Genomic DNA, 15,185 nt, shown 5'->3' with positions numbered 1-15,185 from the left:
CTCCCGTCTCCGTTTACGTTCTGTCAGTTGCTCGGTTATTTCTTGTAGAACGCTAAGGTTTTATAGTGATTTTCAGCGCGAGACATCTAATTTCATTAATAGTTAAAACCGATGCGATGAATGCGAATAAAAGGCCACAGAGAGGTGTTAGTAATAAGAGGTCGAAAACCGTCAGGGAGGTGATGAAAGGGTTGAGGAGCGTCCCTGCTCCATCGGTATCGGTTAGAAATCGTAGCTTACCGACACTTTGAGAGTACGCGGTTCGCCCTGGTAGATATAGGTGCCGAAGCTCTCTACATTTGACCAATATTTTTCGTTGGTGACGTTCTCAACGCCGGCGCGCCATACCAGATCGTTTTGCTGGAGTTTCATGCGATAACGCATCCCCAGATCCAGGGTGGTGTAGCTGTCCAGCTTCTTGGTATTGGCGGAGTCAACAAACTGTGAACCCGAACGGTTCACCGTGGCGGTCGCCGTCAGACCCGTGACCGGCCGGATATCATACTCCGCGCCCAGCACCATATTGTAATGCGGCACGCCAATCGGGTCTTTACCATCAAACTGACCATCTTGCGATTTGGTAATGGTCGGATCAAGCCAAGTGGCGCTGCCGTTAACACGGAACCCCAGTACCGGTTCGCCGAACACGTTCAGCTCAATCCCCCGATGGCGCTGTTCGCCATCCAGCGTATAGGTATCTCCAACAATGACGCCCGACGGTTTCTTAATCTCAAACAGCGCCAGCGAGCCGCCAATACGCTGGTAATCGACCTTAACGCCAACCTCATTCTGCTTCGAATGGATAATCCCGGTGGTCTGACCGAAGTTGGTGGTGCCTTCCGGCGCAGAACTGCCCGGCTGTAACGCTTCGGTATGGTTGGCATACAGCGAGATGTTGTCCCACGGCTTTACAACCAGGCCATAGGTGGGCGTCCAGCGGCTCTTATCGAAGCGCGCGCTGGTGTCCTCTTGCGCCGTGCCGTACGCGTAGTTACGTACCGTCACGCTTTGATGACGAGCGCCTAAGGTCAGCAACGCCTTATCATTCAGTATGCCGAGCGTATCGCTTAACAGATACCCTTCGGCGCGGGTGCGGCTGGTTGGCCGTGGGTTCCCCATATCGCCGCCGAAGAAGTCAGCAGTCGGGTTCGGTACGTCAGGGGTATGATAAATGTTGGTATCTTCTGGCGTTAACGCCATCGCATACGCGGTTTTTTCGCGGTGCGCCTCGGCGGAGTAGCCGAAATTCACTTTATGCGAAACAAAACCGGTATCGAAGCTACCGCGTATCCCGGCCATGCCGCTGAATATATCGATGTATTTATTGGTATCGAGGCGGCCAATGGTCGCGTCGCCATTACGTGCCAGCAAGGTCGGTGAAGCATAGTCGCCCAGTTCATGCGAGTGTTGGCCGCCCAGCGCCGCATACGCCGTCCAGTTATCGGTTAAATCGTATTCAGCGCGCGTCATGCCGAACTGGCTTTCAATGTCGCTATACACCCATTTTTGGCTGTAGTTATGGCTGTTGTCAGGCACGTTCGGAATAAAATCTACCCCGCTGATATTGACGCCTAATAAACCGTCGTGGAAGGTCTTTTTCTGGTAGCCGAAATCAAGTGAGGAGCGGAAACGGTCGCCACGATAGTCAAGGCCAATCGAGGCCAACGTGGTGCGTTTTTTCTCATCATGAACCGCCGTATCCCCTTCACGTTGCAATAAATTGACCCGCACGCCGAACTGGTTGTTATCGCCGAAACGGCGACCAACATCCAGCGAGGTACCAATCTGTGAAGACGAGGTGTAGTCCAAACCAATGCGCGTAAGCGGAACATCATCAGCATGTTTCGGCTCAAGGTTAATCATCCCACCCACGCCGCTGGTCGCGGCGCCATTAAACAACCCGTTAGCGCCTTTAAAAACTTCGACACGCTCAATCATACTGGTGTCGACCACCTGACGCGGCAATACGCCTGGCAAGCCGCCAAAGGTCATATCATCGCCGTCCAACTCAAAACCACGAATACGGTAGGTTTCGGCGAAGTTGCCAAAACCTTGCACGTTCTGAATCCCGGCATCATTGCGTACCACATCGGCGATAGTGGTGGCTTGCTTATCGGCAATCAGCTTGCTGGTAAAGCCAATGACGTTAAACGGCACGTCCATCGCCTTTTGCTCACCCATCATGCCTAAGCGACCACCATGCGCCACCTGCCCGTCAAGATAGGCAGGGACTAACTGATCGCCACCCGGTTTAAAATCATTTTCCGGCGTGGCAACCACGGTCATCGTCTCTTCATGCTGCGCGGGTTGGCCCGGCGCAGTGGTAGCGTTGGTGGTAGTGGCGTTGGTGGTGGCGTTAGTAGCCGCGGCAGCAGGTAAAACAGCCGCGCTAACCAACAGAGCGATCAGCGTCGGTTTAAACCGGTTCGCCGGGCGAATGGCACTGTGCATTTGTGTTCCCCAATGATAAAAATAGTGAGAATGCTTATTATTTGGATTTGCGATTATCCGCAGGAAAAAACCGAATGCAAGTGAAAAGTAGCGGCCGTATTTCCCTGTTTTTACTGTGGTAACCAGAGAAAATCTGGGAAATTCGCGATGAGATAAGAAGATAAACTATATCAGGTGATGAAAGCAGCCGGTCACCCGGCTGATTGGGGATAACAGGCTCATTGTCAGCTGTTTCGCCATAACCACCAGCAGATCACCACTATCATCAGAATCAGCCCCCACGGAGGCGGTGGGCGCTTCCAGGTTGCTCTCGCTTTTGGCTTAACTCGTCGGTTAGCCTCGCATCAAAACGGCCCATATGCCCTCAAGGTCCACTCTGTTCAGGTTAACCAGGGATTTTGGCGGAGTTGTGAAATGCAAAGTTAGCGTTCACATATTGTAAACGGATGGATCGACCGCAAGATGCACGTAATTTCAAAAGAGCCTTTTGAGGAAGCGGCAAAGCGATATCCCAACGATTCGTTAGTCATTCGGGCGTTGTACCGCTTAGTGCGCGAGACGGACTTCTCTTCTCCAGCTGAGATGCGAACTCTGATTCCGAGCCTGGATAATTTTAAGTGCCGGAATAAGTGGTGGGTTTTGGATGTAGGGGGCAACAACTTGAGGGTTATCGCCTGTATCAATTTCGTGAATAAACGCTTCTATGTGAAGCACATCGCAACCCACGCTGATTACGACAAGTTGACCCGCTATTATAGGGAGAACAAAGAATGATTACCGACACTGCAAAAGCCATTGAAGCAACCAAACAACTCGTCGCTGCTGTCCCCTTCCTGGGGGGCAGTTCGTCCGAGAGCGATTACCGCGAAGCGATGGAGCTGGTGGACTATCTGATCGAGAACGACGACGAGAACCCGCTCATTGACTTCCTGGCGAGCAAAATTGCTGAATATGAAGATAACAGCCCTCGTTTCGCTGAGTTCAATAAAGCTATCGCTGAAATGCCAACCGGCGTTGCCTTGCTCCGCACCCTGATTGACCAGTACAAGCTGTCTTATTCTGACTTGAAGGAGGAGATCGGCTCTAAATCTCTGGTTAGCCAGATTCTGTCTGGCCAGCGATCGCTGACAATCACTCACATTAAAGCGCTTTCTGCTCGGTTTGGTGTGAAACCTGAGTGGTTTCTATAACCTCCAGGCTGGCGTAGGAAAGATACCCATTTAACGTACTCCACTCCGGCGCGTCACCCGTAAAGTCACAGATGCGGTTAGGTATCCATGCCTGGTCGGGAAAGAGATAATGGTTCAATTAACTGCAGGCGATCATGGCCGACACCAACCGGTCATCAACGCCAACGGCGGAAGATCAGCGAAGTATTAATGCCGCCAAAAGCAAAGTTGTTCGACTGAATATAATCGGTATCAAGGGTGCGTGCCTGCCCCATAATATAATCCAACCGCCCACAATCCTCCGCCGGGTTGCGTAAGTTCAACGTGGGGGCAAACCAGCCTGCCCGCATCATTTCAATGCTCATCCACGCTTCCAGCGCGCCACATGCGCCCAGCGTATGACCGAAATAACTTTTCAGCGAAGAGATCGGGGTTTGATGACCAAACACCGCCGCCGTTGCCAGGCTCTCTGCCACATCGCCCCGATCGGTTGCGGTGCCGTGCGCGCTAATATAACCGATATCCTGCGCACGTAATCCGGCACTGCGCAACGCGCCCTCAATACAAATTTGCATGGTTTCGCGTTGCGGTTGCGTAATATGCGCCGCATCGCAGTTGGTATAGAACCCCACTACCTCAGCATAGATGGTGGCACCTCGCGCCTGTGCATGCTCCAGCGCCTCCAAAATCAAAGTGCCGGCACCTTCACCAATCACCAACCCGTCACGGTCGGCATCAAACGGCGCGGGCGTACTCTGCGGCGACGCATTACGTTGGCTGGTGGCAAATAGCGTGTCAAACACCGCGGCTTCTGAAGGGCATAGCTCCTCCGCACCGCCTGCCACCATCACGGTTTGATAACCGTGGCGTATCGCTTCCCACGCATAACCGATCGCCTGGCTGCCTGAGGTACACGCGCTGGAGGTGGGAATAACCCGTCCGCGTAAGCCAAAAAATAACCCGGCGTTAACCGCGGTGGTATGCGGCATCATTTGTACATAGGTGGTTCCGGTAATGTTGTGAGTATGCTTCTCGGTCAGCATGGTGGCGAACTCGCTAACCGGCCCGGTACTGCCGGTTGACGAGCCATAGGCAATACCGGTTTCGCCGCTAGTCAGTACCGGTGCATCCAACAGCCCGGCCTGCGCTAATGCCAACTCCGTGGCACGGGTCGCCAACTGGGAAACGCGCCCCATCGAACGGATCCGTTTACGGGTATAGTGTTCCGGCAACCTGAAGTCATCAATCGGCGCGCCAAGTAAGGTATTTAACCCCTCATAAGCCTGCCATTCCGGCATACTGCGCACCGCATTGCGCCCGGCCCGCAAGCGCTGCGCTACCTGCTCCCAACGCTCGCCGAACGCGGTGACCCCGCCCATTCCGGTGACCACTACGCGCCGCATCACAACATGCCTCCGTTAATTGAAATGACCTGCCGGGTAACGTAACCGGCAATGTCCGACATCAAATAACTGGCAAGCCCGGCCACTTCATCCGCCGCACCCATCCGTTTCATCGGGATCAGTTTCATTGCTTCTTCAACCGCCACCGGTTCCATTTGGATCATCCCGGTATCAATCAAGCCGGGCGCAATGCAGTTTACGGTGATTTTGCGCCGCGCCAGTTCAATAGCTAACGCTTTCGTCGCACCGATGATCCCGGCTTTCGCCGCGCTGTAGTTCACCTGCCCACGGTTTCCCATCAGGCCTGATACCGAGGAGAGCGTAATAATACGCCCACCGCTACGCAGGCCAATCATTGGCATAATGCAGGGATGAAGCACGTTATAAAAACTGTCGAGATTGGTATGAATTACACCGTCCCAATCTTCGTCGCTAAGGGCCGGGAAGGCGCCATCACGCGTGATACCGGCATTGCTAACCACGCCATAGTAGGCGCCATGATCGGCCATATCCTGCTCCAGCGCGGCGCGACATGCATCACGGCAGGCAACATCAAAATTCACGCGGCGGGCGTTACCTCCGTTTGCAACAATCTGTTGTACCGTCTCCTCGGCCCCCGCTTCATCACGATGATAATGTACGATGAGGGTGAAACCATCCGCCGCCAGCCGTAGCGCAATGGCCCGGCCAATTCCTTTACTGGCGCCGGTGACTAATACTGAGCGCATTATTCCGTCCTGTTTACGAGTTGTGTAAATTCATCTTCATCCGGCTGCCAGGTATTCAACCTGCCGCTGGCGACGAGGGCACCATCAATAGTGATTTCACCGTCGAAACTGCCGATTTTATCATCGCGCATCAACAAGGTAATACGCACATCCAACCGCGAACCGGCCGCGAAACTGGCGTGCTGACAGCGATAGCCGCGTCCGCCAAGTAACATTCCCGGTCGCGGCGGGCGCTGTTGATGCTGAAGGCTGTGCCAGCCTGACCAGACGCCGATAGTTTGGGCGATAATTTCCACCCCGAACCACGCGGGTAACTCGCCCTGCGCATTAAGAAACGGCGCCAGTATCCCCTCGGCGCTCACCGTAACCTGACACCAGGCGCTATCGGCGTCAATATGCATCACCTTTTCCACCAGCACCATCGGTGCGGCATGCGGCAAGTAATGCTCTGCCGGCAGAAACTCAGACATCAGGTCGTCCCAAAATCAGGCAGGCATTATTGCCGCCAAAAGCAAATGAACTGGAGAGGATCGCCGGGCGCGCGAGCTTGGTCGGCCTGGTCACCAAACCACAGGCCGGTAAGCTTTCATCACGGGCGACGGCGGTAAAGTCTTGCACCGGTAACATCAGGTCACGGGTTAAAATGAGCCAGCACAGCGCTGCTTCACATATCCCGGCGGCGCCGAGCGTATGGCCGGTTAAATGTTTCGTTGAACTTGACGGGACGCGATCGCCAAACAGACGGTGAACGGCCTCGGCCTCAATTTTATCATTCAGCGGCGTCGCGGTACCGTGCATATTGATATAGCCAATATCCCAGGCACTCAGCCCGGCGTGTTCCAGCGCCATACGCATCGCCCGTAGTGCGCCCTCGCCTTCCGGGTGCGGCGCCGACATATGCCAGGCATCGGACGATTCGCCGATACCCAGTAACGCGACCGGCTGCGGCTCACGGGTGAGCAGCATCAGCGCCGCGCCTTCGCCAATTGAGATGCCATCGCGTTGTTGACTAAAGGGCGCGCAGCGCGTCGCAGATAACGAGGCCAAACTGTCAAAACCATTAATCGGCATACGCGCCAGGCTATCCGCGCCGCCGACAATCGCCACATCCACCAGCCCTGCCTCCAGCAAACGTTGACCGCTGATGATGGCGCGAGCGCTTGAGGAACAGGCCGTCGACAAGGTATACGCCGGTCCGGTTACGTTTAGAAAAGCGGCAAGAAAACGCGACGGGTCGCCCAACTCCTGTTGTGCATAGTAAAAGTCATGATTCTCTCCGCGCATCAGCCGCTCGGCCTCTTCAACGCCCGAGGTGCTGGTACCAAGAATAACCGCCACTCGCGCGTTGCCAACGCGGGCAATCGCCGCATCAACCTGAGGACGAATTTGCGCTAATGCCGCCAGTAATAATCGATTATTGCGGCTGTTATGCTGCGCCAACGCGGCCGGGATCGGCGGTAATTCGCCATCAACATGCCCTAACCAACATCTTTTACCGGCCACCAACCAGGCGTCGGATGCACGCATGCCTGGCGCATAACCGGCCTGCAAATTACGCGCAATTTCATCCAGCGAGTGACCGAGTGCATTCACCATGCCGGTCGCGGAGATAAACGTCATCATGAATCCAGATGTTGAATGATAATCTGATAGCCAAACGCCAACTGGTGAATACTCACCGGCTCGCGCCGCCCTTGCCGTTGTTGATACTGAATTTCGCTCACCAGCCTGCCATGGCTATCGCGAAGTTGGCGTGTATTCCCCGCATCGGTCAGTGTCCAGCCCGCCGGCAAACGCGGTTCCCAGGCGCTAATTGACCAATAGCTAAGCATAATATCCGCCAGCACCTGGCTGGCTGGCGGCATATCCGGCAACGCCAATGACTGTTCAGTCTGTATTCCGTGCTCATCATAAGTTACCCGAAACAGGCGGATACCCAGCGAAGAGAGCCCGGCGAGCGAGAGTTGTTGCTGGTCGGCGCTCAGTAGCACCAGCAGCGATTGCTGCTTACCTTTAAATGTCCCGGTCAATAACTGTTGCTGATTAATCGCCGGGATAATTCCCGGCGGCGGCAAGGTGACTTTTACGCCGGGCTCAAGCCAGGCTTGGGGGCCAGCAAGTTCGGGATGCCGGGCGCAGCCGCCAAGTAATAATGTGCAGAACACCAGCATTAAACCGGTTCTCATGAAGGGGTCCTTTTTGATGATGGCAGCGCCAGCGGCGCCAGTAAAAAGGCGGTAAAAATACCGCTGCACAATACAATGCCAAAACTGCTGATGGCCTGCGTACTGCTAAATACCAGCATCCCCAACGTCAACAAGGTGGTGGTCATCGCCAGCAAAATCGCCAGCAGCGAGGTGACTGGCGTCGCGCGCGGATTACTGAAAAATAGCGTGTAATTAATGCCAATGCCGAGAACTAAAATTAATGCCAGCATTGAAAAGAGATTGAGCGAATGCCCGCCAAATGATAGCGCCGCCAGCCCGGCGCCGAGCGATAATAGTGACGGGATAATGCTGATTAACCCCGCTCTGAAACCCAACCGGAGCACATAGCTCAACGCAATTACCGCTACCGCCGCCGCCAGCAGGCCGCTGAGCAACAGGCGATATGTGCCGAAGAGCTGGTCAAAGGTGCTTTTTCTGTCAATCCAACTCACGCCGGGCAAGCTGTCCGCCAACCGGGCCAGCGCCGCACTGTTATTAACGCCGCTCACCGGCACCAGCACACCGCTTCGTCCGTCTGCCAGGCTAAGCCACAATAGCCGCCAACCTTCACTCTGCGGGCTCGCCAGCCACGCCGGAACCGTAACCGGCTCTGGCGTGAGCTCCGGCTCGCTCACCTGAACGCCTGCGGCGCGGAGCCGCGCCATCACCGCCGGTGCCGCCTGCTGCAATAACGCGGCATCCTGCTGCTGACGCTGCAGCGAAGCCAATGGCAGCAGGCGATAATCACTCAGCCATTTCTCTTGCCGCGCCTGTTGGAGATGGGGCGCTAGCGCTTCCAGTCTCTGCAACGTTTGCTGTGCGCTTGCGCCGTAAACCATAAACCACGTTTGGTCGGCGCGCTGCCCGGTTAAGGCCGTCACCAACCGATCTTGATGCAGCAAAGGTTGCGGCAGAGCCTGCAATTGCGCGACATCATCATTCACTTTTAGCGTAGCCAGGCCAATAACTGTCAACACCAATACCAAGCCTGGCAAACCGAACTTTACTGTGCGATTACGGCGCCATGCCGCCAACCAACGCGCCAACAGAAAGGTGGCCGGAACCGGGCGCACCGGTAAACCACGCACCAGCCCCGGATACCAACAAACCACGGTTAAACACGCGGCGATTAACCCGCTGCTGGCGAAAACCGCCAGTTGCCGCAGCGCGGGAAAAGGCGCCCATAGCATAATTAAGTAAGCCAGCACGGTCGTCGACAACGCCAGCAACAGCGCCGGTAACACCTTGTGCAAACTTTGACGCGCGCTAACCTGGCCGCCGTGTATCAAACGTTCGGTCAGATAGTAGAGCGTATAATCAGCGGAAATCCCGACAATACTCAGGCTCATCACCAGCGTCATTAAGTGCAACTCGCCAAAACACAGCAGCGTAATGGTGGTACCCGCCAATGCCCCAACGCCCACCGACAACGCGCATAGCGCCAGCGGCCGTAGAGAACGGAACACCGCGAACACCAGCAATAGCACCCCAGCCACGGTTGCCACGCCCAGCGTCGAGACATCATGCCGCGCTTGCTGACTGGCATAATCACTGAATAGCACGGTGCCGCGCGTGACGACGCGTGCCGTGGGATAGCGTTGCTGCAATTGGGTTTCCAGCGCGGTCAGTTGCTGCACTAACTGATGGCTTTGCTGCATATTAAACGCATTGTTAGCCAGCTCGCCGTGGATAAAATACCACGGCCGCCCTGCACTATCGGTACTCATGAGCCAACCATCGCGCAAGGTAAGCTGACTGGCGTTTTTTTGTAGCGCCAATTGCGCCCCACGCACCAACATCAGGGGATCGTGAGTAATTTCCTGACTGCTAACCCCGGCAAACGCCGAATAGAGCTGCGCCAGCACCCAATCCGCCTGCGCGGCTCCGCCTTGCGCTAAGCGCGCACGCGTCGCCGGGTCGATCAAATTATTACGATGTTGCCAGGCAAAGGTGCCCCATGCCTGTTGCTGCTGCGCGCTAATCGGCCCCTGCACCTGTTTTAGCGCTGGCATGGCTTGTAGCCGTGCAAGCCACCATGCGGCAGCGGCGGGAGATGCGGCATCGCCCGGGCTAATTAGCCAAACCATTTGGCCATCTAACCGTTGCAAGAAGCCCTGTTGTAACGCTTCAGGCGCTTGCCCCAGCACCTGATGAGGCAGTAACGCTAATACACTGCTATTCACCGTCGCGCGCGGCCATAGCCACGCCAGCGTGATCGCCAGCATTAGACAGACAGCGCCCCAGCTAACCGCCGCTAACCGGTAACGATTAGAAAACAAAACGCTGCTTCTCATCATCGGTTAACGTTTTTGGCTCAAGCTGCTGATGGCTAAGCACGATATGTGTACCATCGCCCTGCTTATCGCTTAGATCAATCTGCTCAAGGAAAGCCGCGCCTTGCAACGTAATGCGCGTAAACAGCTTATCCAGCGGAGAGACCTTCGGCGTAAGCTGAATACGCCAACGCCCCTGCCCCTGATCGACGAAATCAATCGCGAAATTGGCCGCCAACACCTGTCGGTCAGCCTGAAACAGCGCGCGCAGCAGGTGGTTAAACTGGAACATCTGCGGATTACTGGCGGCGGTAATAATTTGCGGCGGCTGACCGTTGATGACCTGCACCATGCGGTTATCGTCTAATACCAGCGTCAAGGGAAACGGCTGTGCCTGCTGCCACCATAAGCCTTTATCCTGTGCAACCAGTAGGTGACCGCTGGATTTAAGCGGCTGCGCCATTCCTTTGATTTCACGTAGCTGAGTGAAATCCGCGCGCACTACCGGCTGGCTGGCGAAACGCTGCTGCAAATCATCAAGCGTGACGGCGTGCGCATGCAGGCTGACTAACGCCAGCGCGGCCAATAACCGTTTTCTCATGACGTAACTCCCAGACGTTCAAACAGAACGGGCGGTGAGACAAAACACAGTTCGCCGCTGGCAACCTCGACCGCGACCTGAATGGTGTAGCCGGTGGTCGTGCGCTGCCCGCTAGCGACATCAAAGATGGCGTAATTAATGCGCAGTCGGTTTTCATACTCATCAATGGTGGCCTGCACCCGAATCGACTGACCAAAGGTTAAAGCATGGCGATATTTCACCCGGGTATCGACCACCGGCCAAACATAGCCTGACGCTTCCATTTCCCGGTAGCTGTAATTAAATTTGCCCAGCAACGCCTCGCGGGCAATTTCAAAATAGCGAAAGTAGTTGCCGTGCCAGACAACCTTCATCGCGTCCACATCGTGAAAGGGCACGGTCAGTTCTACTTCAATAGAGAATGGGGCATCATCGGTCACGCTGACTCCTCGGGGTCGGGCCTGGCATCCGGCAGCGCCCAAAAATCATAAAAGTTAAACCAATCCAGCGGCGCAATCAGCGCATGGTGCGCCAAACGTTCGGCATAGCGATCTACCGCGTGCTGCAATGCCTGCGGGCGATTGGCGCGTGGGAGCAGTAAGGGATCGGCGAAAGACTCACAATAGAGCTGTAATTTCCCCTGATGACGTAAGGCAAACATCAGTAAAACCGGGCAGCGCAGTGCAGCAGCCAGCACAAATGGTCCCTGCGGAAACGGAGCCGGACGCCCAAGGAAATCACTCCACACCACGCGTCGAACGCCGCCACGCTGGCGATTAATTGCCGTACGATCGCCGACAATCGCTACCCACTCGCCCGCCTCGATTTTCTCTTGTAGCAAGATGGCGGTTTCCGGCCCAATATCGCTAACCGGGATTAAATTTACCCCGGCCTGCGGCGCGATTTCCTCCAATGTTGAGCGGAAACGTTGAGCATTATCGGTAAACACCAACGCATTGATCACCAGACCGCTCACTTGCTGCGCCAGTGCGCGACAGGCTTCAATATCGCCTAAATGCGAGGCGAGAATCAGCCGTCCGCCCGGCTTAGCGGCATTAATCGCCGCCTCCGCGCCGGGGGCAAAATCAATCTCCTTGCCCCAACGCAAATCACCGCGCCAACTTGCGACTTTTTCCAGCATCGACTCGCCAAAACGTAAAAAATGCCGATAGCTAGACAACCGAGTTGGCAGGGAAACCTGTTGCTGCGCCGCCCAGACGCGGATCTGCTGTAACCAGTGACGGGAGGCATTACGCTGCTGGCGTCCGCTTAGCCAGTAGACGGCGGTAACCGGCCATAAGAGCAGCGTAAAGGGCCGTTTCCCGCAGTGTTGGTACACTGCCAGCATAAAACGCAGGCCAGCCTGCCCTTTACGCTCCGGCATTAATGACCAGTGTTGATGCCGACGCCGCCGCAGCAACGAGGGAATACGCGACAACATGCCGAAGAACAACCGCGTATGCATCCACGAGATACGCAGATTATCGCGCAGGGCATCAAAATGTGAGACACCGCCAGCCGGATAGATAACCCGCGTTGGGATAAAGCGGCTCTCCACGCCCTGCCAATACAGCCGCACCATAATCTCGGTATCAAAATCCATCCGCCGCCCTACCGGATGACGCGCTAGCAGCGCCAGCGTCGCGGCCAGCGGGTAGACACGGAACCCGCACATGCTGTCTTGCAACGAGAAAGAGAGTGTTTCTATCCATACCCACAGGTGCGTAATGTAGCGCCCGTACAGACGCACGCGCGGCACGGTGTGGTCATAAATTGGGCGGCCGGATACCAGGCTATTCGGATAGCGCCGCGCTTCCGCTAACAGGCGCGGGCAATCTTCAATCTGATGTTGCCCATCGGCATCCACCTGCAATGCATGCGTAAAGCCCCGTTGCGCCGCAGCCTGTAGACCGTGGATCACTGCCGCGCCCTTACCTTGATTTTGTGCCAGGCGCAGCAATGTCAGGTGGTCGGTTGGCAACGCCGCCAAGTGTGCCTGCGTCACGGCGTCGCTGCCATCATCTACCACAATCACCGGTAATTGCAGCGCCGCCAGCCGTGCCAATACCGCGGGCAGCATCGCACCGTGGTTATAACAGGGGATCACCACGCAGGGATGAAAGCCGACGTTTAACACAGCCGAATTTTCCCACTACTGGCGGCTACCGGCTCGACGGTGTCAAGCAAGCTATAGCAAAAGCGCAACAGGCTTTTTTCCGCCTGCCACTCAAGCGCCAGTTTTAGCCGTGAACCCGGTAATACCGGCCGCTGAAACTTAATATTTTCAATTGAGGAAAAACGTTTTCCCGGCGCTAACAGTGCAGCGTAGTGCAACACCCAATCAAGCTGGGCCACACCTGGGAGTAGCGGTTGACCGGGGAAGTGCCCCTGAAACCAAAACAAATCAGCATTGACCTGTAGCACCCACTCGGCCTGCTGGCCTTGATGATGGTGTGATAATTCAACCGGCAGCATGAAATAACTCCTCTATTTGCGGCCAGGCACGCTTGCTCTGACTGTTCTGCGGGATCGACGCCACCACACGCCAGTAACGTGGCAGCGCAACCGGTTCAAGCCAGCGCTGCAATTCACTCCGCCACTGACGTTTTAATCGCGGCAGCGTCTCCGCGCCGACCCCATCTTGCAGCACCAGCACGACACCAATTGCGGTACGCCCGTGGCGAACCAGCGCCAGCGCGGCGGCATCGCTAATTTCAGGGAGCGCCACCAGTCGACGCTCAATTTCACTGAGCGAAACACGCTTATCTTCAACTTTAACAATCCGGTCATGACGGCCAGCCAGTTGAAAACCACCGCCCGGTAGAAAGACAAGCTTATCATCCAGTTGCCACCCGGCTTTCTGCGGAATAATCGGTGAATGCGCCACCCAGCGCGATGAAACGTCTTGCTGGAATGACACCTCGGCAAACGGTACCCAGGCGGTATACTCTTCATCACACATTCGCCAGGCCAACACACCGGTTTCGGTACTGCCATAAATTTCGCTGACCGGCTGGTTAAACCAGCGCCATACCGCTTCCGCCGTCGTCCAGTGAAGCGCGCTACCGGCAGAAAAAACCCGTGCGAATCTCGGCGCAGGTAAACTAAGGTCAAGCCGGCGCAAAAATGCCGGGCTGCTGATAAACAGATAACGCCGCAGCCTGGATTGTGCGCTTAACTGTTCACTGTAGAGGCTTTGTCGGCAATCGAAAGGTAACCCAAGCGCCATCGGCAGAATAATACGAAAAGCGAAGCCATACAGATGTTGATGGCTGACCGACGCTACCACGCTACAGCCTCGCAGGCTCTCTCCCCAGCGCTGCGCCAGCCAACCGGCTTCCCGATCCAGGCAAGCGACCGGTTTACGTACTTCACGCGGTAAACCGGTAGAGCCGGAGGTGAACAGCACCACTTCGGCATTCTGCGGCAGCGGCGGCAACGTATAGGTTTCCTTTTGTTCAGCAACCGGTAGACGCAGAGAAGCGTGCGTAGCTGACTCCAGTGCCGTATCGGTCAACACGCCATCAAATTGCGTGGCCTGTTCGGCTAATAAAGAGGGTCGGCTATGGCCAAGGATAACCGGCGTTTTTCCGGCGTGCAGCACCGCTAATAACGCCACCGTAAACCAGAAACTATCGTCAAAGCAGAGCGCCCAGCGTACACCGGAATCCGCTTGCAAACGCACACACAGCGCGATTACCTGACGCCGTAATTGCGCCAACGTCAGTCTTTCATCGCCACGCCAGGCAACCTCGCGGTCCTCCTGCGCCTCATCCAGCCAACGGTGAAGGGGTAACGCCGTCATTGCCGCCGCCTTAAGCGCTGACGCACCAACCATTCGCCCCCCATCAGCAACCCCATTAGCAGGTAGCTTGCCATGCCGTTCCACCCGGTCCATAACGCCATGTTTCCGGCCAGACAGGTCGCCAATGCTACGCTGCCGTTAACCAGGAAAAATAAGCACCAAACCTGGGTCACACGCCGGGTATACACCACCGCGACGTGCGGCAAATTCGGTTCGCGCAGCCGTGCCAGGCGTTCAACCAACGGCATACCGCTCAGTAATGAACCGCCAAACACCAGCAGCATCACGATATTGACCGCAACCGGATACCACAATAATAAATGGTTTTCATGCAACCAAAAGCTCGCCAGGCAGAGTAGCGCCCCACAGGCGGCCAGGTATTTTCCCGGCGCAAGGGCAGCATTTTTTGGGCGACCAGACATCAGCCAGCGGAGCAGGAAAAGCCCGCCCATCACGGCTAACAGCCAGCGCCAGCGAGCATGTGTGATTGAAAGCCACGCCACCAACGGCCAGGCCAGCGTCATCACCCACAGCGAACTGCGCAGCAATCGTTGCATAGCGCGCGTCTA

Annotated in this window: 15 protein-coding genes; 2 read left to right on the top strand and 13 right to left on the bottom strand. The window is 55.9% G+C overall.

Annotated features, from left to right (window positions below):
* Positions 1–222: 222 nt before the first annotated feature.
* Positions 223–2,451 carry a TonB-dependent receptor gene (locus PMPD1_RS09055; RefSeq protein ID WP_173633724.1) on the bottom strand — a complete coding sequence of 743 codons (2,229 nt, stop codon included), beginning with the start codon at positions 2,449–2,451 and terminating at the stop codon, positions 223–225.
* A 462-nt stretch (positions 2,452–2,913) separates the two neighbouring features.
* Between PMPD1_RS09055 and PMPD1_RS09050 the strand changes: the two genes are divergently transcribed.
* Both PMPD1_RS09050 and PMPD1_RS09045 read left to right on the top strand, forming a co-directional pair.
* Entirely contained in the window at positions 2,914–3,225 is a 312-nt protein-coding gene (locus PMPD1_RS09050) for a type II toxin-antitoxin system HigB family toxin (RefSeq protein ID WP_173633723.1), read from the top strand.
* Complete coding sequence (locus tag PMPD1_RS09045) at positions 3,222–3,641, top strand: helix-turn-helix domain-containing protein (RefSeq protein ID WP_173633722.1); 420 nt, start codon at positions 3,222–3,224, stop codon at positions 3,639–3,641. Before PMPD1_RS09050 ends, PMPD1_RS09045 begins: the two co-directional genes overlap by 4 nt.
* Positions 3,642–3,796: 155 nt before the next feature.
* Here PMPD1_RS09045 and PMPD1_RS09040 read toward each other — a convergent pair whose 3' ends face one another.
* The 12 genes from PMPD1_RS09040 to PMPD1_RS08985 are packed head-to-tail and all read right to left on the bottom strand — an operon-like array spanning position 3,797 to position 15,173.
* The gene (locus PMPD1_RS09040) at positions 3,797–5,023 is read right to left on the bottom strand and encodes a beta-ketoacyl-ACP synthase (RefSeq protein WP_173636165.1); all 1,227 of its coding nucleotides are present in this window, start codon (positions 5,021–5,023) and stop codon (positions 3,797–3,799) included.
* A complete protein-coding gene (locus PMPD1_RS09035; protein ID WP_173636164.1) occupies positions 5,023–5,754 on the bottom strand; it encodes a 3-ketoacyl-ACP reductase FabG2 in 732 nt (243 codons plus the stop codon). The genes PMPD1_RS09040 and PMPD1_RS09035 overlap by 1 nt, the downstream gene beginning before the upstream one ends.
* Complete coding sequence (locus PMPD1_RS09030) at positions 5,751–6,221, bottom strand: hotdog family protein (RefSeq protein WP_173633721.1); 471 nt, start codon at positions 6,219–6,221, stop codon at positions 5,751–5,753. Before PMPD1_RS09030 ends, PMPD1_RS09035 begins: the two co-directional genes overlap by 4 nt.
* Complete coding sequence (locus tag PMPD1_RS09025; protein ID WP_173636163.1) at positions 6,214–7,371, bottom strand: beta-ketoacyl-[acyl-carrier-protein] synthase family protein; 1,158 nt, start codon at positions 7,369–7,371, stop codon at positions 6,214–6,216. The genes PMPD1_RS09030 and PMPD1_RS09025 overlap by 8 nt, the downstream gene beginning before the upstream one ends.
* Entirely contained in the window at positions 7,371–7,937 is a 567-nt protein-coding gene (locus PMPD1_RS09020) for a DUF3261 domain-containing protein (RefSeq protein WP_173633720.1), read from the bottom strand. Before PMPD1_RS09020 ends, PMPD1_RS09025 begins: the two co-directional genes overlap by 1 nt.
* Entirely contained in the window at positions 7,934–10,255 is a 2,322-nt protein-coding gene (locus PMPD1_RS09015) for an MMPL family transporter (protein ID WP_173633719.1), read from the bottom strand. Before PMPD1_RS09015 ends, PMPD1_RS09020 begins: the two co-directional genes overlap by 4 nt.
* Complete coding sequence (locus tag PMPD1_RS09010; protein WP_173633718.1) at positions 10,227–10,832, bottom strand: outer membrane lipoprotein carrier protein LolA; 606 nt, start codon at positions 10,830–10,832, stop codon at positions 10,227–10,229. The genes PMPD1_RS09015 and PMPD1_RS09010 overlap by 29 nt, the downstream gene beginning before the upstream one ends.
* On the bottom strand, positions 10,829–11,251 hold the full coding sequence (locus PMPD1_RS09005) for an acyl-CoA thioesterase (RefSeq protein ID WP_173633717.1): 423 nt from the start codon (positions 11,249–11,251) through the stop codon (positions 10,829–10,831). Before PMPD1_RS09005 ends, PMPD1_RS09010 begins: the two co-directional genes overlap by 4 nt.
* Positions 11,248–12,948 (bottom strand): glycosyltransferase family 2 protein, encoded by a 1,701-nt coding sequence (locus PMPD1_RS09000; protein WP_173633716.1) that lies wholly within the window; start codon positions 12,946–12,948, stop codon positions 11,248–11,250. The genes PMPD1_RS09005 and PMPD1_RS09000 overlap by 4 nt, the downstream gene beginning before the upstream one ends.
* Positions 12,942–13,286: a 3-hydroxyacyl-ACP dehydratase FabZ family protein gene (locus PMPD1_RS08995; RefSeq protein ID WP_173633715.1), complete on the bottom strand. Its 345-nt coding sequence runs from the start codon at positions 13,284–13,286 to the stop codon at positions 12,942–12,944. Before PMPD1_RS08995 ends, PMPD1_RS09000 begins: the two co-directional genes overlap by 7 nt.
* A complete protein-coding gene (locus PMPD1_RS08990) occupies positions 13,273–14,616 on the bottom strand; it encodes an AMP-binding protein (RefSeq protein WP_354292831.1) in 1,344 nt (447 codons plus the stop codon). The genes PMPD1_RS08995 and PMPD1_RS08990 overlap by 14 nt, the downstream gene beginning before the upstream one ends.
* A complete protein-coding gene (locus PMPD1_RS08985; protein ID WP_173633713.1) occupies positions 14,613–15,173 on the bottom strand; it encodes a COG4648 family protein in 561 nt (186 codons plus the stop codon). Before PMPD1_RS08985 ends, PMPD1_RS08990 begins: the two co-directional genes overlap by 4 nt.
* Positions 15,174–15,185 lie beyond the last annotated feature (12 nt).

It is taken from the genome of Paramixta manurensis (assembly GCF_013285385.1).
Taxonomy (GTDB): domain Bacteria; phylum Pseudomonadota; class Gammaproteobacteria; order Enterobacterales; family Enterobacteriaceae; genus Paramixta; species Paramixta manurensis.
Note: the sequence above shows the minus strand (reverse complement) of the source record. Positions and strands in the feature narration are given on the sequence as shown.